Source organism: Rathayibacter tritici (assembly GCF_001641005.1).
GTDB lineage: Bacteria > Actinomycetota > Actinomycetes > Actinomycetales > Microbacteriaceae > Rathayibacter > Rathayibacter tritici.
In genome coordinates, this window is the sequence record NZ_CP015515.1 from 2,966,283 (window position 1) to 2,988,467 (window position 22,185).

Genomic DNA, 22,185 nt, shown 5'->3' on the forward strand with positions numbered 1-22,185 from the left:
ATCCGCAGGAACACGTCCGATCCGCAGGAACACGTCCGATCCGCAGGTTTTTCAGCGGGCGGACCCCTCGACGCCGCATGGAACGGTCGGCGCCGTCGAAATCCCCTGCGAATCGCACCAGCCGCGCCGAAGCCGCCACTCCTCCACAGCCGCCGGATCCCCCATCTCTCCCCCGATCAGCCAGGGCCCGCCCACCGGCACCCGCGGACCGAGCACGCTCGTGACATGCAGCAGTCGAGTCAGTCCCCCGGAGCGTCGAGCTCCTCGAGCGCCCTCAGCGCCTCCCGCGCGCGGTCCAGTCGATCGGCCTCGGGCTCGTCCCACCAGATCGGTCCACGCTCACCGAGTCCGTGCTTCGCGAGACCCACCCGCCTCCGCGCCAGCGCCTCGGCTTCCGCGTCGTCGTGCATCCTCGCCGAGCGCACTGCTGAGCGGCCCCGTCCAAGATGTGAGGTCAGCCCCGCGACCACATCCTTCGGAAGCGAGGGGTCGGTTCGCCGCCACCGCCGGCCCTTCACCACCAGCCAGCGCTCGTCGTCGTCAGTCACCCCGTCCCCGCAGCCTCAGGTTCACGCCGTCACCAGTGCTCGTGAGGTCCACCTCGAGCGGCAGGAGGAGCGCCTCGATCCGCCCCGTGCGGGAGAGGAGCACCAGGTCGTCGAGGAGGGCCCGCGAGCCGCCGACCAGCGTCGAGTCGACGTCGACCTCGCTCGCGAGATACCACGCCCGGTCCTCCGGCCAGAGGGCGAGCGGAGTCCGCGTGGAAAGCCCCGAGGCATCCGCGAAGCCCGAGACGCGCGCCCAGCCAGTGTCTTCGAGAGCCCATACGTCCAGCGACAGAAGAGGCCCGTCGCGCCCGGGCAGCCCTACTGTCCCCGCGGCGGCAATCTCGGGGTGCTCCCAGCCGGTCGGGCGGGTGTCGCTCCTCCACTCGGGCAACCGGTCCGATCCGCCCGAGCGGGAGAATACGGTCGCCGACCCGCCGGTCAGCGTCCCGAACCCCGCCCAGAGGACGGCGAAGCAGTCCCCCGGAGCCGCCGTGTGCGCGGCGAGGGCCTCGGCGATCAGCGTGAGCTCGTCGAGCGGAAGAAGTCCGAGCCGGGGCGCCGAGCACTCGTCCAGGTGCTCGCCGACAAGCGAGTTCCACTGCGCCAGCGGATGCAGGTCGGTCCCCTCGCGTTCGGCGACCTCGCGCGAGCGCACACGTGGGTCCCTGCCGGAAGGGTGCAGGATCCGCACCGCCGCCTCGAACAGCGGCGGGACGATCCCGTCGAAACACCCGAACGGGCCGAGAGCGTCCAGCACCCAGCAGGCCCGGGCGACGTCCTGCTCTGCGCACAACGGCGCACCCTTCGGCGTCGGCTCGACCATCGGCCCGGGCTAGCGCTGCACCGTCGCTCCGCTCAGGGCGGAGAGGGCGCGGTGCGGCCCCGTCTCTCCTGCGAGGCCATCGGCGAGCTCCGCCAGTCGAGCGCGGACGGCAGCGTCGAGTGCGAGCATCTGCCGAGCAGCCTCGGCGAGCTCCGTCACAGTCGCCGCGTTCGGGTCGAGCACGGCGGCGAACCCGGCGTCCTCGAGCGCGGCGGCCCCCGCGAACTGGTCGGTCGAGAACGGCAGTACCACGAGCGGCACGCCGGCGGTCATCGCCTCGGTGACGCTGTTGTTGCCGCCGTGACTGATCGCGAGGTCGGCCCGGCGGAGCACAGCGACCTGCGGGAGGAAGCCGCGCACGAGCCAGCCCTCGGGGACCGATCCGAGGGCCGAGAACTCCGTCGCACCCGAGGCGAGCGCCACCCGCACGGGCCGGCCCCCGACTTCAACCCCCGCCAGGGCTTCGACGACCCGGGCCAGCACGTCGTCACGCACCGAGAGGAAACTGCCGAAGCTCACGTAGACGATCGGATCCCCGGACGCCGCGAGCCACTCCTCGACCTCCGCGTCTTCGGGTTCCTCGCGGACGGCGGAGCCGAGGAACGCGTGCGGCGGCAGCTGAGCGGTCCGAGCGGGGTCGTGGAGCTCGCTCGGGTAGTTCAGCAGCAGGACGTCGCCGCTCTCCGCGAAGGCGTCGGCACTGGGGGCCGCTCCCGGGTCGAGGGCGGCGAGAGCGGCGTTCCATTCGGCGGTGAAGGAGTCGCGCACCTGCTCGCAGAGTGCGCGCAGCGCACCGAGGTCGTCCGGGTCGGGAACGAAGGCGTCCGGCCAGACCGGAGGGAATCCGTAGACCTCTCCGGGCACGGTGAGCGCGCTGGGGTGACCGAGCACGACGTCCCCATAGGGCACGCGGAGGCCACGCAGCGCCACCCGCGCCGTAAAGGCGAGGTGATCGACCACGATCGCTCCGGGCTGTACCTCGTCGAGGATCACCCGCAGCCGCGCGGCGACTCCGGCCGGGTCCCAGAGCAGATCAGTGAGCCGCTCCCGTGCCTGGTAGGCGAGGGTGGGCACCATCCCGCGTCGTGTGGCGTCGAAGAAGCCGCGGAGGGACGCTCCCTCATCGGGGACCTGCTCCTCCGCGCGGATGGTACCCGGGTTCGACCCGCGCCCCAGCCGGAGCGCGATGTGCTCGAAGTCGAAGCTGTCCACGATCGAGCGCGTCGCGTCGCCCGTCGCCACGACGACGCGCTCGCCCGCCTCCTGCCACGCCGTGCCGAGGGTCGCCAGCGGCAGCAGGTGCGATGCGTAATCGGGACTGATGATCAGCAGGGTCACGAGGCCCCCAGGACGAGCGGTGAGCGGAGGGGATGCTCCTGGTCCGCGGTCGCATGCGCGTAGACGCCGGCGAGGGCGTGCGCCATCGCCTGCACCGTGTAGCGCTCGGCGACCATCGCGTGCCCGCGGGACGCCGCGCGTTCGCCGAGAGGCCCGCCCGCGAGATCGAGTGCGGCGGCAGCGCCGGCGGCGAGCGCCGCGGAGTCGGCGGTGTCGACCAGGAAGCCGGTCTCCCCCTCCTCGACGTAGGTCGCGGGCCCACCGGTCGCCGGAGCGACGACGACCAGGCCCGCGGAGAGCGCCTCGAGGAGGGCGATGCCGAACTCCTCCTTCACGCTCGCGCAGACGTACGCCCCACCCGCGGCCGAGAAACCGGGCCGGCCGTGTCGGATCGCGCCGAGCCACCGTGCGACCGTCCCGTTCGCGCGGTGGCCGGCCAGGAGCAGGCCGTCGGATGGGACGGCGGCGATGCGGTCGAGCTGCTCGCGTTCGTCGGGGCTCGGGTCGGCGAGGTCACCGCCGACGAGGAGCAGGTTGGCGCGGTCGCGGAGCGACGAATCGGCCGCCCACGCCTCGGCGAGCGCCGCCATCCCCTTCACCCGGTGCAGGCGCCCGACGCTGAGCAGCAGCGGGAGTCCGCGCCGGTCCTCGGGAAGCGTCGCCAGCAGCTCGTCGAGCGAGGCCAAATCGCCGCCCTCGTCCAGAGCGACTGTCTCACCGGCGGCGGAAGCGCGCGCCGCCGTCTCCCCGCGCTCGACGAGGCCGACGTCGATCCCCTCGGGGACGATCGTGTGCCGCTCCGGATGCGCGGTGATGTCGACGCCGATCAGCTCTCGGATGGTCGCCGCCAGCTCATCGCGCGGGAAGAGCACTGTGTGCGCAGCGTCTGCGGCCAGGCGCTGCACGAGACGCACCCGGAACCAGAAATGCTCGGCGACGTCGCGCTCGCCGAAGTCTGCGCGGGTGAGCGCGCCGGACGCGTCCAGCCCCGCCATCAGAGCGTGCGGGTCCGGAGCGAGGGTGAACACGACCGGGATCTCGAGCTCCCGCGCGACCGCGGCCGCCGCGAGAGACCCCACATCGGCCATACGCAGGTGCAGCACGTCGACCCGTCCCGCCGCTCGCAGGATCCGCCGGATGCCGCGCTCCGCCGCGATGCGACGGCTCCAGGTCTGGGGCATTGCGACAGGCGACCCCACGAAGGGCACCGGAGCGAACCCGTGACCGGCGTCGGGCAGCTCGCCGAGTGCACGCTCCGCCTCAGCCGGGGTCCCGCGCGAGAGCGTGAGCACCCGGTCGATCCCCTCCTGCTCAACGAGCGAGTCGCCCAACCGCACGAGCAGTGTCGCGATGCCGCCGTTGTCGCCGGCGCCCACCCGGGTCAGGGTCCCGTCGATGTCAGCGTGGACGAAGAGCTGGGCGACCGTCGGCCCGGCCGTCCCGGCAGAAGCGGGAGCGAGGTCGGTCAGAGCGAGTCGGGCAACCGACCCGATCGGCCCCTGCTCCTCCGCCAGGCGCGTGAGCAGGAGCTCGGCGTCGTCGGATCCGCGCTCGCCGAGCGCCTCCGTCGCAGCGGCTCGGGCCTGCGGTCCCTCCCTTCGATCTGCGGCCACGTGCACAAGGGTGCGCTCTGCGATCGCTCCCGGCACCAGCCCGAGCGTCTCGACGAACCGCGCTCGGGCGGACGCCTCGAGCTCACCGAGCAGCGCTCCCTCGAGCGACACCGCGATGAGGTAAGGGGTCGAGGAGGCCCAGAGCAGGACCGTGCGCTGCGCGAGCATCCCCGAGAAACCGCCGTCGCGCACCAGGCGCAGCAGCGGACCGAGTGCGGCGGGCCGGGGCAGCCGCCCACCGAACGCCCAGGCCGCGTGCTCACGGAGGTACGGCCGCTCGTCCTCGAGCAGCATCAGCAGCGCGAGGTCGGCCTCCTCGTCGAAGACCTGGGCGAGCGAGTGGACAGCCGCGATCGCGGTGAGCTGATCGGAGGGGTCCAGGGCCGCGCGGGTGAGCAGGCGCACGGCGCGACCACCGCCGTCGCTCACCGCGGCGATCGTCAACTCGTCGGCCGACCGGATCGCCTCAAGCAGAGTGGGAGCGGCGCGCACGGCGTCAAGAGCGGTCTGCGTGGCCATGCTTCACCTGGTCTGTTGGAGCGGAGAGTGCTGTGGAGGATGGGGCGGAACGCCACTCCAGACCGCCCGAGCAGCCGCAGAGAAGCGGACCGGTATCGAGCATGCCGCCTGAGCAGCTGGGATTTCGCCTCTTGCGGCCGGACCCCTCCCGCGATACGGCCGCCTGTCAAGGGGATGATGCTCGCAGTTCGTGTGCGCGATGCGCGAGATGCGTCAGCCGCGGGTCCACTCCAGGAGCCGCTCCAGCGGCCAGGTGGTCACAATCCGCTCCTCCGGCACCCCGAGGCGCTCCGCCCGCTCGGCGCCGTAGTCGAGCAGGCCGAGCTGGCCCGGCGCGTGCGCGTCGCTGTCGATCGAGAACAGGCAGCCCGCCTCGAGGGCGAGCGCGATCAGCTCGTCCGGCGGATCCTCGCGCTCGGGTCGAGCGTTGATCTCGACCGCGGTCCCCTGATCGGCGCAGGCCCGGAACACGGCGCGGGCATCGAAGGTCGACGGCGGGCGGGTGCCGCGCTCACCCGCCACCAACCGTCCGGTGACGTGCCCCAGGACATCGGTCCGTGGGTCCGAGGCCGCCGCCACCAGCCGAGCCGTCATCTCGCGGGAGGGCAGCCGCAGCTTCGAGTGGGCGCTCGCGACAACCACGTCGAGCCGGCGCAGCAGGTCGTCGCTCTGATCCAGCGCCCCGTCCTCCAGCACGTCGACCTCGATACCGCTGAGCAGCCGCAGCGGCGCAGTGTCGAGCATCGCGAGATGCTGGAGCTGTTCCTCCAGCCGCTGCGCACTGAGACCGTGCGCGACCCGCAGCCGGGGAGAGTGATCAGTGAGCGCCAGATACTCGTGGCCGAGGGCGCGAGCCGCCTCCGCCATCGCAACAATGGGGGTCGCCCCGTCGGACCACTCGCTGTGACTGTGCAGGTCGCCGCGGAGCCGCCCCCGCAGCGCACTGGTGGGCGGCGGCGCGGAGGCGCGCAGCTCAGCGAGGTACTCGGGTACGCGGCCCGCCCGCGTCTGCTCGATCACCGAGAAGGTCGTGTCTCCAATCCCGGACTCCCTCCGCACCCGAGCGAGGTCGTCCCGCTCCTCGGGGGTCATGCCTTCCAGTACCGCGGCCGCGCGCCGAAACGCCTTCGCCCGATAGCGCGAGGCCCTCTCCCGCTCCAGCAGCGCCGCGATCTCCTCCAGTACCGCGATGGGATCCATGCCCTCGGTCTACCACGGCCAGGCCCAGCACTCATCCCCTCGACGACGCACGAGGGCACCCGACACCGCAGCCTGAGAACCGCCCGAGGCCTGTTGCGAGGCGTCCCGATCGAGATATATCGTGACACCACCAACTCGCGATGTATCGCGTTTCCGCAAGGCACCGCAGGTGCAGGAGGAGGAGCTCATGTCCCTCGAGAAATGGCTCGTGCAGTCGGGCGAGACGAAGGTCATCGACCTCGACGTCGTCCGCTCGGTCAAGGTCGCCCTCGTCGGCGGCCAGGTCGACGTCATCGCCCACGACGAACCGACGGCGCGCGTGGAGGTCCACAGCGTCAACGGCCGCCCGCTCAAGGTCTCGATGGAGGGCGACCGCCTCGAGGTCGACCACATCCAGCTGCGCTGGGACACGATCGTGGACGTCGTGAAAGGCCTCGGCCGACGCGGCGATCGCGCCGATATCAGCCTGCTCGTCCCCCGCGGCATCGCCTTGGCGTTCGACACTGTGTCGGCCGACGGCCTGGTCTCCGGCCTGCACAGCGACGCACGCGTCTCGACGGTCGGCGGCGACATCGTCCTCGACGGCCTGCACGGCGACATCGAGGTGAACACCGTCCACGGCGAGCTCTCGGTCCGCAGCCACACCGGCCGGGTGACCGCCCGCACCGTCTCCGGCGACGTCACTGCGACCGGCGACCTCACTCGTTTCACCGTCGACGGCCTCTCGGGCAGCGTCTTCGTCGACGCCGAGGGCACCCCCGACCGGATCCAGGCCAACACCGTCAGCGGCGACCTCACCGTCCGCATCGACGAGGGCCTCGGCGCCCGCTACCGCATCAACACGGTCTCGGGCGCGCTCCAGCTCGACGGCTCCGTCATCAAGGGCACCTTCGGCCGGGGCTACACCTCGACCACCGGCTCCCTGGACTCGGCGTGGGTCGACGTCGCCGCCAACTCGGTCTCGGGCGATGTGAGCGTCGTCCGCCGATCGAAGACCACCGCCTCCGCCACGGTCGGCGAGGGCTGGGGCTCCCCCGAGTCCGGTCCCGCCGACGGTCAGCGCCCGATGGACGGAGGCTCGCTGTGAGCCCCGTCTTCGCGCACGGCCGCCTGCGCCTCTACCTGCTCAACCTCCTCGCCGAATCGCCGCGCCACGGCTACGAATTGATCCAGGCTCTCAGCGAGCGCTTCGGCGGCACCTACGCCCCCAGCGCCGGCACCGTTTACCCGCGCCTGGCGAAGCTCGAGGAGGAGGGACTCGTCACGAAGGAGGCGGACGGCCGCAAGACCGTCTACTCCATCACCGATGCGGGCCGCGCCGAGCTCGCCGCCCGCGCGACCGATCTGGGCGACATCGAGGAGGAACTCACCGACTCCGTCCGTCGGCTGGCCGACGAGGTACGACTCGGCGTCGCGGAGGCGATGAAGAGCCTCCGCGCCGACCTGGCCAGCGCCGCCCGCGACGCTCGGGAACCCGGTCGCCGTCCGGAGCACTCCGCAGAGAAACAGCGCCCGCAGGACCCGGCGGCCGGCCCGAACGGCTCCGAGCACACCGCCTCCGAGCACACCGCCTCCGGCCCGAGCGGCTCCGAGCAGCCTGAGCCCGACGCGCGCACCGCCTCGCGCCTCGCTCTGCGCGACGCCGAAGTGCTGCTCACCGAGTTCCGCGACGAACTGCGCGCGCAGCTGCGCACCGCCTCCGCAACCGGCTCTGTGACCACCGCGAGCGTCGACGCTCTGCGCGCCGCGCTCGAGCAGGCGCGCGCCTCGGTCCGCTCCACCCTGGGCTGACAGCGCGGTAGGCGGGGAACTCTCCAAGTCCCCGCCTACTGCCGCCCGACCGCCAGCGCCTCCTCCTCCACGTCGAGGAACGCCAGCGCACTCACCACCGCCGGCTCCTGGTACCGCCCCTGCGCGCGCGCACGCAGCACCGCCTCCCTCTCGGCTGCAATCATCACGCGCCGGAGCCGGTTGTAGGCCTGCGGCAGCGGCTCCACGCCCTCGCCCTCCGGCGGATTCTGCAGCGCGTCGGCGAGGAACGTCGCATTCCGTCGCAGCCGGTCGAGCACCCGATCCTCGACCCCGTCCTGCGGCTCCTCGTCGAGCCGCGAGAGACCCGCCGCCTGCGCCTCCGCGAGCAGCATCTGCTTCTCCACGTGCTCCTGCATCTCGTTCGGAGCCGGCAGTTTCAGCGCTCGGACGAGCCGCGGAAGCGCGAGACCCTCGACGAGCGTCCCCGCCACCACGACGAAGGCGAGGAACTGCAGGAATGCGCGCTGCGGCGTCTCCTCGGGCAGGAGGAAGGCGGCCGCGAGCGTCACCACGCCGCGGATGCCCGCGAAGGACACACCGATCGCGGTCGGCCAGGTCCACCCTCGCTGCCGCAATCGGTTCGGGCCGTGACGGAAGAGCAGCGTGGTCAGGCACATCCAGGCCACGCGGCTTCCGATCAGCGCCGCGAGTACGGCCGCGCCGATGCCGACCGTCTGCCAGACCCCGACCCCGGAGTCGGCCGTCGCCCGCACCACCGACGACAGGCTGAGCCCGATGAAGAGGAACACCGCGTTCTCGAGCAGGAACTGGATCGTCCGCCAGTTGAGCGACTCCGCGATGCGCGCCTGCGCCGACTGGATGACCGGCGCCCGGTAGCCCAGGTAGAGGCCTGCGACCACGACCGCGAGCACCCCGGAACCGTGCAGCAGCTGCGCCGGGATGAACGCGACGTACGGCGTCACCAGCGAGAGGCTCGTGTCGAGGACGGACGACTGCACCTGCTTGCGCACGAAGCCGAGCAGCACGGCGATGCCGATGCCGACCCCGCCGCCCACAGCCACTGCCAGCACGAAGTCGAGCGCGATGCGCCCCGGCGTGACCGTGCTGACGATCGCCAGAAGGGCGGCGTTCAGCGCCACCAGCGCAGTCGCGTCGTTCAGGAGGCTCTCGCCCTCGAGCACCGTGAGCATGCGCCGCGGCAGGCGGAGTCGTCCCGCGATGGCCGTGACCGCCACGGCGTCCGTGGGCGCCACGATCGCGCCGAACGCGAGGGCCGCGGCGAGCGTGATCGCCGGGACGACCATCCAGGCAACGGCGCCGACGACCGCGACCGTGAAGACGACAAGCCCGATCGACAGCAGGAGGATGCTGTCGCCACGCGCGCGGACATCGAGCACGGAGGTGCGGATCGCCGCCGCGTAGAGCAGCGGCGGCAGGATCCCGAACAGCACCACGTCCGGTTCGACCACCACCTCCGGGATACCGGGGACGAAGGAGGCCAGAGCCCCGACGGCGACGAGCGCCACGGGAGCGGACCAGTTCACCCGCCCCGACAGTCCCGTGACCAGGACGGTCACGACCACGAACGAGACGATCCAGACGATCGCGACGACGGGCTCCTGCATCGCGTCTCTCCTCCCGGGCGTCCTGGCGCCACGGCCCTAGTGTGGCCGTCCGGCGGGCCCGGCGACGAGCGTCAGTTACCGCCCGGCCTCGTGGATGTCGCGTGCCTTCGTGACCTTCGCCGGGTCCACTGGGTTCATCCCGAGCACGATCTTGCCCCGCGAGTGCCGCTTCTCGAGGTCGTCGAAGGCGTCCTGCACCTGATCGAAGGGGTAGAAGCCCGACACGAGCACCCGCAGCTTCTGCTCGGCGACGAGGCCGACCAGCTCGCCCAGGATCTCGGTGTCGCGCTGGGCCGTCTCGGCGTCGGGCCACACGGCGCGCAGCTCGATCTCCTTGCGGTCGTCGCTGGAGTGGAAGCGCCCCGCCGCGATGCCGAGCTCGTCGGCCAGGGCGTCGTTCTCCCCGCCGAAGTTATCGAGGAACACCGTGACTCCGTCGCGCGCCGCGGCGCGGATGCGCTCGGCGATCCCGTCGCCGTAGACCACCGGCTTCACGCCGATCTGGCGGAGGTAGTCGAAGTTGCGCTCGCCGCAGGTGCCGATCACGGACGCACCGCGCAGCTTCGCGAGCTGGATCTCGAGGCTGCCCACTCCTCCGGCCGCGGCGGAGACGACAACGGTGTCGTGGGGTCCGACGTGCGTGGCCTCGAGCGCGCGCCAGGCCGTCACTCCGGCGAGGAACAGTGCTCCGCCGACCTCCCAGCTCACGGAGGCGGGCTTGGCGACGAGGTTGCGGCGCGGCACCACGATGTGGGTGGCGTGCGAGCCGACGAGCGCGTGGCCGACCACATTACTGCGGAGTTTGAGATCGGTGACGCCCTGGCCCAGGGCGACGACGACCCCCGAGAAGTCGGTGCCCTGGCGCATCGGGAAGGCGGCGGAGTGGGCGGAGTCGAACCGGCCCTGTCGGATGAACGCCTCCATGTGGTTCACCCCGGCGGAGAGCACCTCTACGAGAACCTCGCCCGTTCCGGGCCTGGGCCGCTCGACCTCGGCGATCTCGAGGACATCCGCGTCGCCGAATCGGCGGTATTGGACGACGCGGGCGGCGGTGGGGCTCAGTCGGGACATGCGCTCATCATCCGCCCCCACCGCCCGAAGCTCCTGACCCCCGAACGGGGACGTGCGACTCAGGAGGCGTCGCTCGGGCAGTACAGCTGGGTCCGTGGTCCCGAGCGGTCGATCACATGCTCGGACATCGGTCGTCCGCAGAGCGGGCAGGCCCGGCCCGCCGACGCCTCCTGCTCGGGCTGGTTGTACGGGCCCAGCGGCGGCGGACCAAGCCAGGGGAACAGCCGCGCATTGAAGCGCTGGTAGAGGGAGCCGGTCTTTTTCCGCGTCATATCCTTAGTGTACTAACCATCAGTGCGCGATGAGAGGATGTCGTTGTGGAACCCGACCCGCTCGCCCTCCAGAACCAGGTGTGCTTCTCCCTCGCCGTCGCGGCGCGCACCGTCATCGGCCTGTACCGACCCGTGCTCGAACCGCTCGGACTCACGCATCCGCAGTACCTCGTGATGCTCGCGCTCTGGGAGCGCAGCCCGCGCTCGCTCGCCGACCTCGGCTCCGCCCTGCACCTCGAACCGGCCACCCTCAGCCCGCTCGTGAAGCGCCTGGAGGCGAGCGGCCACCTCACCCGCGCGCGCAGCAGCGATGACGAGCGCCGCCTCGACGTCGCACTGACCCCCTCCGGACGAGCGCTGCGCGAGCAGGCACTGCAGGTCCCCCCGCAGATCGTCGAGCGCCTCGACGTCCCTCTCGACGAGCTCACCGGGCTCCGCGACAGCCTCACCCGCATGATCGGAGCTGCCACCCGCGGCAGCCGCTAACCCCCTCTCGGGGCACCCGCGCCCAGCACCTCACCTGCCGCACATCACAGCACAGGGAAACTCCCGGTCACAGGGCGAGATCAGCCTCCGCTCGGCCCGCTCCCGGGCGTCGTGACTGCCCCCGTGCAACGGAGTAGTGTCGTCGCTCGTGACACACGAGGGTCCCCCGTCCGCCGCGGACGGATCACCGACCGACGCGACCGAGCTGCGCACCGCGAAGCACTTCTTCATCGGCGAGCCGCTCCCGAGCGACAAGCTCGAGGGGCAGCTGCTGCAGAAGCGGCTCGCGCTTCCCATCTTCGCCAGCGACCCGCTCTCCTCCGTGGCCTACGCGCCGCAGGAGCTGCTGATGATCCTGCTGCTCGGCGGGCTCTCCTTCCTCACCTTCGCGCCCTGGGTCGCCGCCTGCGTGGTCGTGCTGCTCGTCGTGGTGGTGCTGAGCTATCGCCAGCTGATTCGGGCCTACCCGTCCGGAGGCGGCGACTACGAGGTCGCCCGCACCAATCTGGGCGAAACGGCGGGCCTCACGGTCGCGTCCGCACTGCTCGTGGACTACGTGCTTACCGTGGCCGTGTCGGTCGCCTCCGGAGTCGACAACATCATCTCGGCGGTCCCCGAGCTGGCGCCGTTGCGGGTCGAGCTGGCCATCCTCTTCGTGGTGCTGCTCGCGGCTGTGAACCTTCGCGGCGTCTCGGAGTCGAGCCGCGCCTTCGCGATCCCGACCTACTTGTTCGTCGCGAGCGTCTTCGCGATGGTCGTGGTCGGCCTGATCCGCACTGTCGTCGGCGACACCCCGGTGGCGGAGTCGGCGGGCTTCACCGTGCAGGGCGAGCAGCTCACGCAGGCGGCCGTAGTGCTCCTGCTGCTGCGCTCCTTCGCCAGCGGCTGCGCGGCGCTCACCGGCGTCGAGGCGATCTCGAACGGGGTGCCCGCGTTCCGGGCGCCGAAAGTCAAGAACGCGCAGCGCACGCTCGTCGCGATGGGGACGATCGCGATCGTGCTCTTCGTCGGCCTCACCGCGCTCGCACTGCTCTCCAACGTGCACTACGCCGAGAACGCCTGCCACCTCGTAGGCTTCGCCGACTGCGCCACCACTCCGCAGCGCTCGGTGATCGCGCAGGTGGCCGCGGCCACCTTCGGCAATAACACGATCCTGTTCTTCATCATCCAGGCGGCGACCGCCGCCGTCCTGCTCCTGGCCGCGAACACTGCCTTCAACGGCTTCCCGCTGCTGGGTTCGGTCCTGGCCCGCGACGGCTACGCGCCCAAGTCGCTGAACACGCGCGGCGACCGCCTGATCTACTCCAACGGAGTGATCATCCTGGCGCTCGTGGCCGCGATCATCCTGCTCGTCTACCAGGCCTCGCTCACGAGCCTCGTGCAGCTCTACATCATCGGCGTCTTCGTGTCGTTCACGCTCGGGCAGTCGGGCATGGTCAAGCACTGGATGCGGATGATCCGCAACGGCGAAGGCTCGCGCACCGTCTACACGAGCCTGGGTATCAACCTGTTCGGCGCGACTCTGACCTTCGCGGTGCTTGTGGTCGTCACGATCACGAAGTTCACCCACGGGGCCTGGCTCGTCTACCTGGTGATGCCGATCCTCGGCTTCCTGATGGCCGGCGTCTACCGCTACTACCGCGACGTCGAGAAGGAGATCGAGGTCGACCCGACCACGACCTTCGGTGCGAACGGCGACCACGCGATCGTCCTCGTAGGCCGGATGAACAAGCCCACCCTGAAGGCGCTCGACTACGCCATCGCGGCGCGGCACGAGACGCTGGAAGCGGTGCACTCCTCCATCGACGACGCGCAGACCGCGCAGCTCAAGGCCGACTGGGCGCGAATGGACATCGAGGTGCCGCTGCGCTGCGTCGCTTCGCCCTATCGCGACATCTCCTATCCGCTCATCAAGTACATCAAGGCGCACCGCCTCGAGCACGGCTCCGAAATCACCACGGTCTACATGCCGCAGTACATCGTCGGGCACTGGTGGGAGGCGTTCCTGCACAACCACAAGTCGAGGCGGATCCGCCAGAAGCTGCTGCTCGTGCACGGAGTGACGGTGGCGCTGGTCCCGTGGCTGCTCGACTCCTCCGAGCTGATCTACGGGCGCCGCTCTCGGCCGATCCCCGGGCAGTCGCGTCGAGGCGAGCCGGTGCGACCGGTAACCCGTCGGCCGATCCCGCCCGCGTCATCGCTCCCGCAGGGCGCCGCCGGCGAGGGAGCCCCGCGCATCCCGCAGCGTCCGGCCGCGGCGAATCGTCCGCGCTCGAAGCAGCGCTGAGGCCGCGCCCCCCACCAAAAGGGTAGAGGGCCCGCGGCGTCAGCCGCGGGCCCCCGATTTCCCCTTGCTGCCTTCCCCCGAAGGCGGCCCGCCCCAACGGGCCGTGTCCGACGCTATCGGCAGGCTATGCACTCGCGCATCCTCCTCACGGCGGATGCCCGTGCTCCCTTCAGGGGACCGCTTCCGCCTCAACCGACGGCGCCGAGGCCGGTCAGCCACCAGACCGCGGCGACCGCGACCACCGCCCCTCCGCCTCCGGCCACGAGCAGGATCGACGCCCGCACCACCTGCGCACCGGAAGCGGCGTCGAGCGGGTCAACACCCGCCCCAGCGAGCACGATCCCTGCCTGCAGCACCGCGGCCGCGAGCACGATCGCCGCCGCCGCGATCCGCACGGACTGTCGGCCGTCCGGGTCCAGCGACCGCGGACGCCTGCCGACGTACCAGACCACGCGCCGATCCGGAGGCCGAGCAGCCGAGCACGCCGCTCGCGTACTGCGACCACCCGTAGCCGCGGAAGGGCCCGAGCTGCTGCTGCAGCACCGGAATCGCCGAGACGAGGAGGCCGCCTCGATGGGTGACGCCGTCCCACACCACGTGGCTGCCCGCTCCGATGACGACTCCGGCGGCCGAGCAGCAGGTCGACCGTGACAACGCCCAGGAGGGAGTGGCTCGACTCGCGTGCGACACCGATCGGAAAATACATCCCAATGTCCGGCATCATCGCGCCGACCGCCACCGCGGCGGCGGGGATCCGACCGTTCGAGACCGCGAGCGCGACGACGGCATGGCTCAGCGTGAAAGGTATGACGCGCACGCTATCCCGGCGGCAGCACGACCGGCGCGGTCCGCGGCCGCGAAGAGTGCGTCACCGGTCCGAGCCGGGCCCCTGCGATTCCGACCGCCGCAGCCCCCGCTCGGGGGCGGTCGCCGCAGGCGAGACATCCGCTTGCTCGTACGCCCCTCCCTACGCTCTCGACGCCGGCCTGCTTCGTCCGGCACGTCGGTACTCTCGGGAAGGTCGGTGGCCCTTCGAGATAAAAAGGGCGGCGACTATCCGTTCGAACTGACCCTTCACGGGGGTCAGATCGTCCCGGAGGAGGCGATCTTCAGTTTCGCTGGCCCGCTGGGGACGACGTCGCAGGTGGACATCATCCTGGGGAACGACGAGACGGTGATCGAGACCACTGACGTCCGACCTGCACCGGTCGCCATCATCGATCGGTAAGACGCGATCGGCACGTGCTCGGTGACAGGATCTTTCCCCTGCCTACCTGACTGCTGTGCCGATTCCGAGTGCGGCAGAGAAGATCCTCGTGTGGGAGCTCACTGCTCGCCCGAGTGTCAAGGAAGCCCGCCTCCCGCGCCCGTCGGAGCGGCGCGATCGAGGAGCCCGAAGAACGACAACCGTAGAATTGCACGGTGGTCCGGCCGTCCGGGCTCAGCGGCGGATCGGAGCGGAAGTGCGGAAGGCGTTCGCGATCTTCCGTCTGGCCCTCGCCGCGCTGGGTGCGAGCGCGCTCATCGGCGACTTCTTCTACACGCTGGGCTTCCGCGCGTTCCAGATCGACAACTTCTTCGCCTACTTCACGACGCAGTCGACTATGGCTGCAGTCGTCGTGCTGACCCTGTCCGGCCTGGTGGCCCTCGCGCAGGAGCGAGAGCCGGGCTGGCTCAGCACGGTGCGGGCCCTCGTGCTCACGTACATGGTCGTGTCGGGGATCGTCTTCGGCCTGATCGCGGTCGAGGCGAACAACCGCGGCGTCCGCGTCGATGTGCCCTGGTCGAGTGCCCTGCTGCACTTCGTGATCCCGACGCTCGCGATCCTCGACTGGATCCTCGACCCCGTCCGCCGCCCGATCGCGTGGCGGGGAGCACTGACCGTCCTCGGCTTCCCGATCGTCTGGGGCGTCATCACGCTGGTCCGGGGCGCGCTGGTCGGCTGGTATCCCTACTTCTTCCTCGACCCCGCGCAGGTCGACGGGCCCGTGATGTTCGTGCTCTACGACGTGGTCGTGCTGGGCCTGATCTCGGGCATCGCCGCGGTCGTCCTCGCCCTCAGCCGGGTGCGCCCGCCCGGGGCCGCGCGCGAGTCGGAGCGGCGGGGGCCGTTCGCGAGGCTCCGGCGGCAGGCGGGCCGGGGCCACCTCGGCCGGGAGCACGTCGGCCGGGAACACCTCAGCCGGGCACGACGGCGAACGGCTCGAGCGCCGACTGCGCGACGGTGACCAGCTCGTCGTCGCTGAGTTCCTGCAGCGACCGAGCCTGATCCGCTCCGACCAGGCCGACGAGCACCGCCTCGCCGGTCGACGGCTGGAGGTTCAACCATTCGGTGATCCCCGCCTCGGAGCCGACGAGCGACCACCGCGCCGCCGCGTCCGTATCCCAGAACGCGTCGTCGAAGCGCAGCCAGAGCGTCTCGACGATGCCCGAGCCGAGGGCGGCGACGGCCGCGCGCTGCGCGAAGGGGAGCGGCGGATCGAAGGCGATCGCGTCGGTCTTCAGCACCCCGATCGGCACCGTCACCAGCACCCGGTCGGCCGTGAACGATTCGCCGGTGCCGAGGCGGACGCTGACGCCCGTCTCCGTGTAGCCGATCCCGCTCACCGCGGCGCGCAGCGAGACCTCGACGCCCGCGAGCAGCGTCTCGACCAGGGGCGCGAGCCCGTCGGTCAGGAGCGCGTCGCCGAGGCCGGTCAGCTCCTCCGCACTCGAGGCTGTGGAGACGGCGGACGCGTCGCCCAGCCCGAACCAGGACGACAGCTCTTCGGGAGCCGCACCGGTGCGCAGCGCGGTTGTGCCGGCGAGGTGCGCGGCCACGCGGGCGTCATCGCCGTCGCCGGAGCCCGGCTCGGCCGGGTCGGGCGCTCCGGAGCCGGCGAACGCCTCGGCGAGCGACAGGTCCTCCGGCTGCTCCGCTCCCCACTCGAGTGCACGGGTCAGCGCGTCCGCACCGGTCGTGCCGGTGTTCAGGGTCGAGCCGTCGATGCCGGTCGAGCGGATGCCGATCAGATCGACCGCCGTGGTGGCGATTCCGGCGTCCGCGACGCCCTCGAGCAGGGCGGCGCCCGCGTCGGTGAGGGCCCAGGCGCCGGCCTCGACGGCGATCGGCCAGCCGTCGGGAGTCGAGGTCGCGATACGCCCGCCGGTGCGGTCGCGCGCCTCCACCACGGTCACATCGAAGCCCGAGTCGGTCAGTCGCCGTGCGGCGACAGCCCCGGCGAGTCCCGCCCCGACGATCGCGATGCGCTCACCCTCGTCGGCGACGGTGCTGATCTCGGCGGCCGCGCGAACCCCGGAGTTCCAGGCGCCCTGGAGCGTGCCCGGCGCCTGGGTATCGGTGGCCTCGCCCGCGAGGAACAGCCGGTCGAGGACGGAGCCGGCGAGGTCGGCGCGGTGCTGCGCAGTTGCGCCGACCGGCAGGTAGGAGACGGAGCCGAGTGCGTACGGGTCGCTCCCCCAGGCTGAGCGCACGAAGGCGGCCGGCGCGGGGACGGTGGTCGCGCTGGGCGTCGGCACGGGCGCCTTCGTAACGGAGCGGGTCGGCCTCGGACGTGACGGCGTGCAGCCCGCGAGGGCCAGGAACCCGACTCCGGTGACGGTTCCCGTGAGGAAGAGGCGGCGTCCGATCGTCATCCCGGCCATCCTATGTTCTCGGCATTCCACGAAGGCGCGCCGGCCGCTCCCGTCGTGCTGCCGCCCCGCGCACCGCCCTGCCCTGCTCCGCCCGCCGAAGGCAAGGCCGCGCGGGCAGCGCTCGCCGGATGGTAGACCTGGGGACATGAGCAACGACATCCGCGCACTCGCCGAGGGCGAGAGCTACCTCGCCTTCTTCCAGGGCGGGCCGTTCGACGGCCAGACCGAGAACCGTGTCAGCACCGAGGGGGGCTACGAAAAGGAGGTCGACGTCTACGCCGCCGTCGACGGCCAGGAGACGCACCTCGTCTACACCGCCGTCACCGCGAAGGAGGTCGGCGAGGCGGTCCACGTGACGTACGCCATCGACGCTTCCGACTCCGATCCGATCGAGGACCCGGAGGACCGCGGCGGCGGATTCCAGTAGCCGCACGATCCCTCGGATGCCGCCTCGGCGCCGCGCTCAGCGCGGCCGGGGCGGCATTTGTGCGCGAGGACGCGCCATCTCACGACGTCGACACTTCCGACTCCTAGGATGATTCTTCCTCACGTCGCGGTCGATTCTTTCCGCCGCCGTACCCTGGGAGCCGCCGCAGTGACCGATCCGCTGACCCGTTCCATGCCGCTCCACGGCGCCGCCGCACAGCACTGGCTGAAGGAACGCGGCGGCGAGGCCGACGCCGACCCGGCCTTCACCCTCGTCGGGCACGAGACCTCGGCCGACGGAGTGCTCCTCCGACGCCTCTGGCACACGGCGGGGACGATCCGCTTCCAGCCGACCGCCGACACCGAGTCGTCGTCGCGCGTGCTCCTGCTCCCGCTCGAGGGGGCGTTCACCGTGGCGTGCGGCCAGGAGCGGGCCACCGTCCGGCGCGGGAGCGTCGCAGCCCTGTCAGCGGCATCGGCAGGGACGATCAGTACGAGCGCGCCCAGCTCGCGGCTCGTCCTCGTGGTGCGGCCCGCGGGCGCCGCCGGCTGCACCGCCGGGCTCAGCGTCTCCTGTTCCCCCGCGGTGCCCGTGCTGCTGGCGGCAGCGAACGCTCTGCTCGACGCCGGCCTCCCCGTCGACGACGGAGTGCGGACCGCTCTGCAGGGCCTCGCGGCCGCGGTACTCGCGGGCTGAGTCCGGCTGTCAACCCTCCCCGGCGCGACCATCCACCGCGGCAGGCGTCCTCGAACATCGAGTGACGCCGACCGACGGCGCCGGAAGGAGCACTGGCCATGACCGACATCACCGCCCATCACGGACTCTTCAAGGACACCGACCTGCATGTCGATGACACCGGCGGATCGGGGCGCCCCGTCGTCCTCATCCACGGCTGGCCCCTGTCGGGCGAGTCGTGGAAGGAGCAGGTGCCCGCGTTCGTCGAGGCCGGCTACCGCGTCGTCACCTACGACCGCCGCGGCTTCGGACGCAGCGACAAGCCGCTCACCGGCTACGACTACGACACGCTCACCGAGGACCTGCACACCCTGCTCACCGAACTCGACCTGCAGGACGTCACTCTGGTCGGTTTCTCGATGGGCGGCGGCGAGGTCGCCCGCTACTTCACGACGTACGGCGCCGAGCGCCTGCACAGCGTGGTCTTCGCCTCGGCCGTCCCGCCGTACCTGATGAAGACCGACGACAACCCCGACGGCCCACTCGAGAAGGCGCAGGCCGCGCAGATGACCGCGGGCCTCACCAAGAGCGAGGACGACTTCTACGACCAGTTCACCACCGACTTCTTCTCGGTCGACGGCGTGCTGAAGGTGACGCAGGAGCAGCGCCAGGAGGCGCTCGCGCTCGCGAAGCAGTCGTCCAAGCACGCGGCTCTGGCCTGCATGACGGCCTTCGCGACCACGGACTTCCGCGAGGACCTGCCGAACGTGTCGGTCCCGACGCTCGTCATCCACGGCGACGGTGACGCCACTGTCCCGTTCGAGGGCTCCGGCGCGCGGACACACGCGGCGATCCCTGGATCCGAGCTGCACGTGGTGAACGGAGCGCCGCACGGGGTGACGGTGAGCCACCCCGAGGAGTGGAACCGCGTGGTCCTGGCGTTCCTCGCGAAGTAGTCGCCACCCGGGGTTCGCAACCGAGGTCAGGAACGCTCACAATGCCCGTTCGCGGCGTTTCTGAGCCTCGGTTGCGAACGAGCGGCCCCTCAGGGCAAGCGCGCCACGACCGCGCGCGCGATGCGCCGGCCCGAGCGGCTCGCTCCGATGGTCGAAGCCGTCGGGCCGTAGCCGGCGAAAAAGACGCGCGGGTCGGTCAGCGAGGCGCCGTCGGCGACCGCGATGCCACCCTCGCGCTCCCGCAGCCCGAGCGGAGCGAGGTGGCGCAGCTCCGGCCGGAAGCCGGTCGCCCAGATGATGACGTCGGCGCGCGTGAAGGAGCCGTCCGGCCAGCGGACGCCGTCCGCCTCGATCGCCGAGAACATGCCGCGCTCGCGCAGTACCCCGCGCTCAAGACCCGCGACCACCCGTCGGGTGCGCTGCACCCCGGTACCACCGACGATGCTCGGGAGGGGCAGGCCAGCGCGCGCCGCACGGTCCTGCTCGGCCACCGCGTCCACCGCCGACTCCATCGCGAGCTGCTCGCCGTCGCCGTAGACGACCGGGCGCCGCGTCGCCCAGGTCAGCGAACGCGCCACCCGTTCCAACTCCAGCAAGAACCCGATCGCCGAGGTGCCGCCGCCGACCACGAGCACCTGCTGCCCGGCGAAGTCCTCCGCGCGGACGTACTCGGTCGGATCGATCTGCACACCGCGGAAGCGCTCGCGCCCGGGGTAGTGCGGGATGAAGGGCGAGCCCCAGGTGCCCGTGGCGTTGACGAGGAGGTGCGCGCGCTCGATCGTGCGGTCGGTCTCGACGAGCAGTGGCGACCGCGTGTCGCGCGATGTGGCGCTGGTGACGCGCCGCACAACTTCGGGACGGCGGACCTCAAGCCCGAGTTCATGCTCGTAGCGTCCGTAGTACTCGCGGACCACGTCGCGCGCCGGGCGCCGACGGTCAGCCGTCTGGAACGACAGGCCCATCCGCTCCATGCCGGGGAGGTCGTGCACGCGGTGTGCGGAGCCGAGTCGCAGCGCCTTCCAGCGGAACTGCCACGCACCTCCCGGCTCGGGCCCGCGATCCAGGACGACCAGGTCGCGGCCGGGAACCAGGCCCAGCCGGCGCAGGTAATATGCCACCGACAGGCCCGCCTGGCCCGCGCCGATCACCACGACGAGGCGCGGTGGGGCGACACTGTCCACGGTGCTCCTGACCCGGTCGAGGATGGGCGGCCGTCCGACGGATCGGCGCCCGGGGTGGCGGGTCCCCTGTCTGCTAAACTACCGCGTAGATTTCAACTTTCCCTGTCTGCTCTTTTCCCAGCCGGCTCCCTGCCCGTCTGGCCTGTCATCGTGAGGGGGTCACCCATGGGGCGCGGCCGTCAAAAGGCGAAGAACACCAAGATCGCCCGTGAGCTGAAGTCGTTCAGCCCGGCGGTCGATTACAGCGCGCTCGAGCGCGAGCTCAGCCACCCGGACGAGCCGGACTACTCGAAGTGGATCGACGCCGAGGACGACGGCGACGACACGGATCTCCTCGAGGAGCCGCACCAGAAGCGTGCCTGACTCCTCCCGTGAATAGGGGCCGCTCCCTCGTGGCGGTGCCGCTTCGCTCGCAGAGGCGGGCCTGCGGGCCGGACGCCTCACGCACCTGGGCCGACTCGTGGAGGCGTACGGATTCGTCGCGCAGTCCGTCGACGTGGTCCTCGCTGAGGCACTCACGCACGGCGAGCACGAGCGCGCGGCGAGCGAGCAGGACACGCAGCAGCAGTGGTTCTCGGAGGCGGAGGTCGAGGCGTTAGTTCCCTCCGGAGCGATCGTGGAAACCGCCACGGTGGCCGCGCTTCCTCTGTTCCGCCTGGAGCGCGGCGTGCTGCGCTGAGCACGTTCTCCCGCTTTCCTGCAGGAAGGAACGAATGTCGGTGGTCGCTGAGAGACTGATCGAATGAGTGTCTCCCCGCCCGTACGGCTGCCCGTGTGGCAGTCGGAGCGTCGTGGGAGCGACCTCGAGGAGGCGCGGGAGTTCTACGCCGGCTCGTACAACGGCTCCGGATTCCGGGCCGAGCGGACGGTCGCGCCGTTCGCTTTCCGCTACACGACGACCGGGCCGGGGCCGGTCAGCCTTCACTCCGCATCCTTCCTGGGTCGGGTGCGCGGCACAGTCTCCCCGAGCGAGGTCTACGTGGCCCTCTGGCTGACCGCGGGGCGCGCCTCCCTCGATCTGGGGCGCGACGAGCACCGACTCGTCGTCGGGCGCCCGGCGATGTTTCCGAGCGGCCGGCCGTTCGGCTTCGAGGCTCTTGAGTACCGCGACGCACTCGTGCACTTCGAGGCCGCCCATCTCGAGACGATCGCCGCCGAGCTGCACGGCACCGAGCCCGGACCGCTCCGGTTCGCGCCCGTGGCTCACGACACCACCACCTGGTGGGCGGCGATCCGTCTCCTCCGCGACACTCTCGCCACCGCCCACGCACCGACCGTGCTGCAACGCGACGAGGTCGCCCGCGTCGCCGCACTGGCCGCGCTGCAGACCTTCACCCACCGCATCGCCCCGCTGCCCGCCGCCCCGCCCTCGGTGAGCGCCCGGCGCCTGCGTCAGGCCGTCGAGTTCGTGCAGGCCAATGCGGACCTGCCGCTCGGAGTGGCCGACATCGCCGACGCCGCCGGGCTCACCGTGCGCGGCGTGCAGCTGGCGTTCCAGCGCGCCTTCTCCCAGACCCCACGGCACTACCTGCGCTGTGTCCGCCTCGATCGGGCGCACGAGGAGCTCGCGGCCGGTTCGGCGGGTGAGCTCGTGGTCGGCGAGGTGGCCGCCCGCTGGGGATTCATCAGCGGCGGGCGCTTCGCCCAGCACTACGCGGTCCGGTTCGGCGAGCTCCCGAGCGAGACCCTGCGCCGCTGAGCGCACCGACCCTCCGGCTCGTCGGATCGCCTCCGGCTCGCCAGAGGGGCTGGATC

23 protein-coding genes and 1 pseudogene are annotated in these 22,185 nt (G+C 71.4%); 12 read left to right on the forward strand and 12 right to left on the reverse strand.

Translation table 11 applies throughout. The annotated features are described in order from the left end of the window. Window positions 1-239: 239 nt before the first annotated feature. The 5 genes from A6122_RS13470 to A6122_RS13490 form a co-directional block, all read right to left on the reverse strand. Window positions 240-548 carry a biopolymer transporter Tol gene (locus tag A6122_RS13470; protein ID WP_068255896.1) on the reverse strand — a complete coding sequence of 103 codons (309 nt, stop codon included), beginning with the start codon at window positions 546-548 and terminating at the stop codon, window positions 240-242. Then, window positions 541-1,371: a hypothetical protein gene (locus A6122_RS13475; RefSeq protein ID WP_068255899.1), complete on the reverse strand. Its 831-nt coding sequence runs from the start codon at window positions 1,369-1,371 to the stop codon at window positions 541-543. Before A6122_RS13475 ends, A6122_RS13470 begins: the two co-directional genes overlap by 8 nt. 9 nt (window positions 1,372-1,380) lie before the next feature. Further along, window positions 1,381-2,709, reverse strand: a complete 1,329-nt coding sequence (locus tag A6122_RS13480; RefSeq protein WP_068255902.1) for a nucleotide disphospho-sugar-binding domain-containing protein — start codon at window positions 2,707-2,709, stop codon at window positions 1,381-1,383. Then, a complete protein-coding gene (locus A6122_RS13485; protein ID WP_068255905.1) occupies window positions 2,706-4,841 on the reverse strand; it encodes a glycosyltransferase in 2,136 nt (711 codons plus the stop codon). The genes A6122_RS13480 and A6122_RS13485 overlap by 4 nt, the downstream gene beginning before the upstream one ends. Window positions 4,842-5,054: 213 nt before the next feature. Continuing rightward, on the reverse strand, window positions 5,055-6,041 hold the full coding sequence (locus A6122_RS13490; protein ID WP_068255907.1) for a PHP domain-containing protein: 987 nt from the start codon (window positions 6,039-6,041) through the stop codon (window positions 5,055-5,057). A 187-nt stretch (window positions 6,042-6,228) separates the two neighbouring features. Here A6122_RS13490 and A6122_RS13495 point away from each other — a divergent pair, with 187 nt between their 5' ends. Both A6122_RS13495 and A6122_RS13500 read left to right on the forward strand, forming a co-directional pair. Continuing rightward, window positions 6,229-7,128, forward strand: coding sequence for a DUF4097 family beta strand repeat-containing protein (locus A6122_RS13495; RefSeq protein ID WP_068255909.1), 900 nt, complete (start codon window positions 6,229-6,231; stop codon window positions 7,126-7,128). Then, entirely contained in the window at window positions 7,125-7,832 is a 708-nt protein-coding gene (locus tag A6122_RS13500) for a PadR family transcriptional regulator (protein WP_068255910.1), read from the forward strand. Before A6122_RS13495 ends, A6122_RS13500 begins: the two co-directional genes overlap by 4 nt. Window positions 7,833-7,867: 35 nt before the next feature. Here A6122_RS13500 and A6122_RS13505 read toward each other — a convergent pair whose 3' ends face one another. From A6122_RS13505 to A6122_RS13515, 3 genes are all read right to left on the reverse strand, one after another. Beyond that, window positions 7,868-9,439 (reverse strand): cation:proton antiporter, encoded by a 1,572-nt coding sequence (locus A6122_RS13505; protein ID WP_068255913.1) that lies wholly within the window; start codon window positions 9,437-9,439, stop codon window positions 7,868-7,870. Window positions 9,440-9,514: 75 nt separating this feature from the next. Beyond that, window positions 9,515-10,510, reverse strand: coding sequence for an NADP-dependent oxidoreductase (locus tag A6122_RS13510; protein ID WP_068255915.1), 996 nt, complete (start codon window positions 10,508-10,510; stop codon window positions 9,515-9,517). Window positions 10,511-10,569: 59 nt separating this feature from the next. Beyond that, entirely contained in the window at window positions 10,570-10,782 is a 213-nt protein-coding gene (locus A6122_RS13515) for a hypothetical protein (RefSeq protein WP_068255916.1), read from the reverse strand. Between the two features lie 45 nt (window positions 10,783-10,827). Between A6122_RS13515 and A6122_RS13520 the strand changes: the two genes are divergently transcribed. Continuing rightward, the gene (locus A6122_RS13520; protein ID WP_068255918.1) at window positions 10,828-11,268 is read left to right on the forward strand and encodes a MarR family winged helix-turn-helix transcriptional regulator; all 441 of its coding nucleotides are present in this window, start codon (window positions 10,828-10,830) and stop codon (window positions 11,266-11,268) included. 148 nt (window positions 11,269-11,416) lie between these two features. Continuing rightward, window positions 11,417-13,555: an APC family permease gene (locus A6122_RS13525; protein WP_373408459.1), complete on the forward strand. Its 2,139-nt coding sequence runs from the start codon at window positions 11,417-11,419 to the stop codon at window positions 13,553-13,555. A 188-nt stretch (window positions 13,556-13,743) separates the two neighbouring features. On the opposite strand, the gene A6122_RS17405 is transcribed toward A6122_RS13525, so the two are convergent. Together A6122_RS17405 and A6122_RS17775 are read right to left on the reverse strand one after the other, a co-directional pair. Next, a complete protein-coding gene (locus tag A6122_RS17405) occupies window positions 13,744-14,007 on the reverse strand; it encodes a hypothetical protein (protein WP_068255919.1) in 264 nt (87 codons plus the stop codon). 25 nt (window positions 14,008-14,032) lie between these two features. After that, window positions 14,033-14,372: pseudogene (locus tag A6122_RS17775) on the reverse strand (DUF4184 family protein); the annotation flags it as partial. 207 nt (window positions 14,373-14,579) lie between these two features. Between A6122_RS17775 and A6122_RS13535 the strand changes: the two are divergent. Both A6122_RS13535 and A6122_RS13540 read left to right on the forward strand, forming a co-directional pair. Then, window positions 14,580-14,783: a hypothetical protein gene (locus A6122_RS13535; RefSeq protein ID WP_068255923.1), complete on the forward strand. Its 204-nt coding sequence runs from the start codon at window positions 14,580-14,582 to the stop codon at window positions 14,781-14,783. Window positions 14,784-15,018: 235 nt separating this feature from the next. Next, entirely contained in the window at window positions 15,019-15,783 is a 765-nt protein-coding gene (locus A6122_RS13540; protein WP_068255926.1) for a Pr6Pr family membrane protein, read from the forward strand. Here the strand turns inward: A6122_RS13540 and A6122_RS13545 are convergent. Beyond that, window positions 15,734-17,191, reverse strand: coding sequence for a flavin monoamine oxidase family protein (locus A6122_RS13545; protein ID WP_068255928.1), 1,458 nt, complete (start codon window positions 17,189-17,191; stop codon window positions 15,734-15,736). The genes A6122_RS13540 and A6122_RS13545 overlap by 50 nt on opposite strands. Before the next feature lie 145 nt (window positions 17,192-17,336). Here A6122_RS13545 and A6122_RS13550 point away from each other — a divergent pair, with 145 nt between their 5' ends. The 3 genes from A6122_RS13550 to A6122_RS13560 all read left to right on the forward strand — a co-directional run bounded on the left by A6122_RS13550 (window position 17,337) and on the right by A6122_RS13560 (window position 19,249). After that, window positions 17,337-17,618, forward strand: coding sequence for a hypothetical protein (locus A6122_RS13550; RefSeq protein WP_068255931.1), 282 nt, complete (start codon window positions 17,337-17,339; stop codon window positions 17,616-17,618). Window positions 17,619-17,726: 108 nt separating this feature from the next. Then, the gene (locus tag A6122_RS13555; RefSeq protein WP_068255932.1) at window positions 17,727-18,314 is read left to right on the forward strand and encodes a hypothetical protein; all 588 of its coding nucleotides are present in this window, start codon (window positions 17,727-17,729) and stop codon (window positions 18,312-18,314) included. Window positions 18,315-18,412: 98 nt separating this feature from the next. Next, window positions 18,413-19,249 carry an alpha/beta fold hydrolase gene (locus A6122_RS13560; RefSeq protein ID WP_068255934.1) on the forward strand — a complete coding sequence of 279 codons (837 nt, stop codon included), beginning with the start codon at window positions 18,413-18,415 and terminating at the stop codon, window positions 19,247-19,249. Window positions 19,250-19,338: 89 nt separating this feature from the next. Here A6122_RS13560 and A6122_RS13565 read toward each other — a convergent pair whose 3' ends face one another. Further along, window positions 19,339-20,430, reverse strand: coding sequence for an FAD-dependent oxidoreductase (locus A6122_RS13565; RefSeq protein WP_068255937.1), 1,092 nt, complete (start codon window positions 20,428-20,430; stop codon window positions 19,339-19,341). Window positions 20,431-20,595: 165 nt separating this feature from the next. On the opposite strand from A6122_RS13565, the gene A6122_RS13570 reads away from it, so the two are divergent. The 3 genes from A6122_RS13570 to A6122_RS13580 all read left to right on the forward strand — a co-directional run bounded on the left by A6122_RS13570 (window position 20,596) and on the right by A6122_RS13580 (window position 22,129). Continuing rightward, complete coding sequence (locus A6122_RS13570) at window positions 20,596-20,793, forward strand: DUF3073 domain-containing protein (protein ID WP_068255939.1); 198 nt, start codon at window positions 20,596-20,598, stop codon at window positions 20,791-20,793. A 97-nt stretch (window positions 20,794-20,890) separates the two neighbouring features. After that, window positions 20,891-21,109 carry an NUDIX hydrolase gene (locus A6122_RS13575; protein WP_068255940.1) on the forward strand — a complete coding sequence of 73 codons (219 nt, stop codon included), beginning with the start codon at window positions 20,891-20,893 and terminating at the stop codon, window positions 21,107-21,109. 63 nt (window positions 21,110-21,172) lie between these two features. Then, window positions 21,173-22,129 carry an AraC family transcriptional regulator gene (locus A6122_RS13580; RefSeq protein WP_068255943.1) on the forward strand — a complete coding sequence of 319 codons (957 nt, stop codon included), beginning with the start codon at window positions 21,173-21,175 and terminating at the stop codon, window positions 22,127-22,129. The last annotated feature ends 56 nt before the right edge of the window (window positions 22,130-22,185 follow it).

Excerpts from the sequence above, each read along its gene's own strand:
- A6122_RS13475 (WP_068255899.1), bottom strand. The coding sequence starts at position 1,371 with ATGGTCGAGCCGACGCCGAAGGGTGCGCCGTTGTGCGCAGAGCAGGAC.
- A6122_RS13580 (WP_068255943.1), top strand. The coding sequence starts at position 21,173 with ATGAGTGTCTCCCCGCCCGTACGGCTGCCCGTGTGGCAGTCGGAGCGT.
- A6122_RS13515 (WP_068255916.1), bottom strand. The coding sequence starts at position 10,782 with ATGACGCGGAAAAAGACCGGCTCCCTCTACCAGCGCTTCAATGCGCGG.
- A6122_RS13545 (WP_068255928.1), bottom strand. The coding sequence starts at position 17,191 with ATGACGATCGGACGCCGCCTCTTCCTCACGGGAACCGTCACCGGAGTC.
- A6122_RS13550 (WP_068255931.1), top strand. The coding sequence starts at position 17,337 with ATGAGCAACGACATCCGCGCACTCGCCGAGGGCGAGAGCTACCTCGCC.
- A6122_RS13570 (WP_068255939.1), top strand. The coding sequence starts at position 20,596 with ATGGGGCGCGGCCGTCAAAAGGCGAAGAACACCAAGATCGCCCGTGAG.
- A6122_RS13505 (WP_068255913.1), bottom strand. The coding sequence starts at position 9,439 with ATGCAGGAGCCCGTCGTCGCGATCGTCTGGATCGTCTCGTTCGTGGTC.
- A6122_RS13485 (WP_068255905.1), bottom strand. The coding sequence starts at position 4,841 with ATGGCCACGCAGACCGCTCTTGACGCCGTGCGCGCCGCTCCCACTCTG.
- A6122_RS13555 (WP_068255932.1), top strand. The coding sequence starts at position 17,727 with ATGATTCTTCCTCACGTCGCGGTCGATTCTTTCCGCCGCCGTACCCTG.
- A6122_RS13490 (WP_068255907.1), bottom strand. The coding sequence starts at position 6,041 with ATGGATCCCATCGCGGTACTGGAGGAGATCGCGGCGCTGCTGGAGCGG.
- A6122_RS13560 (WP_068255934.1), top strand. The coding sequence starts at position 18,413 with ATGACCGACATCACCGCCCATCACGGACTCTTCAAGGACACCGACCTG.
- A6122_RS13495 (WP_068255909.1), top strand. The coding sequence starts at position 6,229 with ATGTCCCTCGAGAAATGGCTCGTGCAGTCGGGCGAGACGAAGGTCATC.
- A6122_RS13510 (WP_068255915.1), bottom strand. The coding sequence starts at position 10,510 with ATGTCCCGACTGAGCCCCACCGCCGCCCGCGTCGTCCAATACCGCCGA.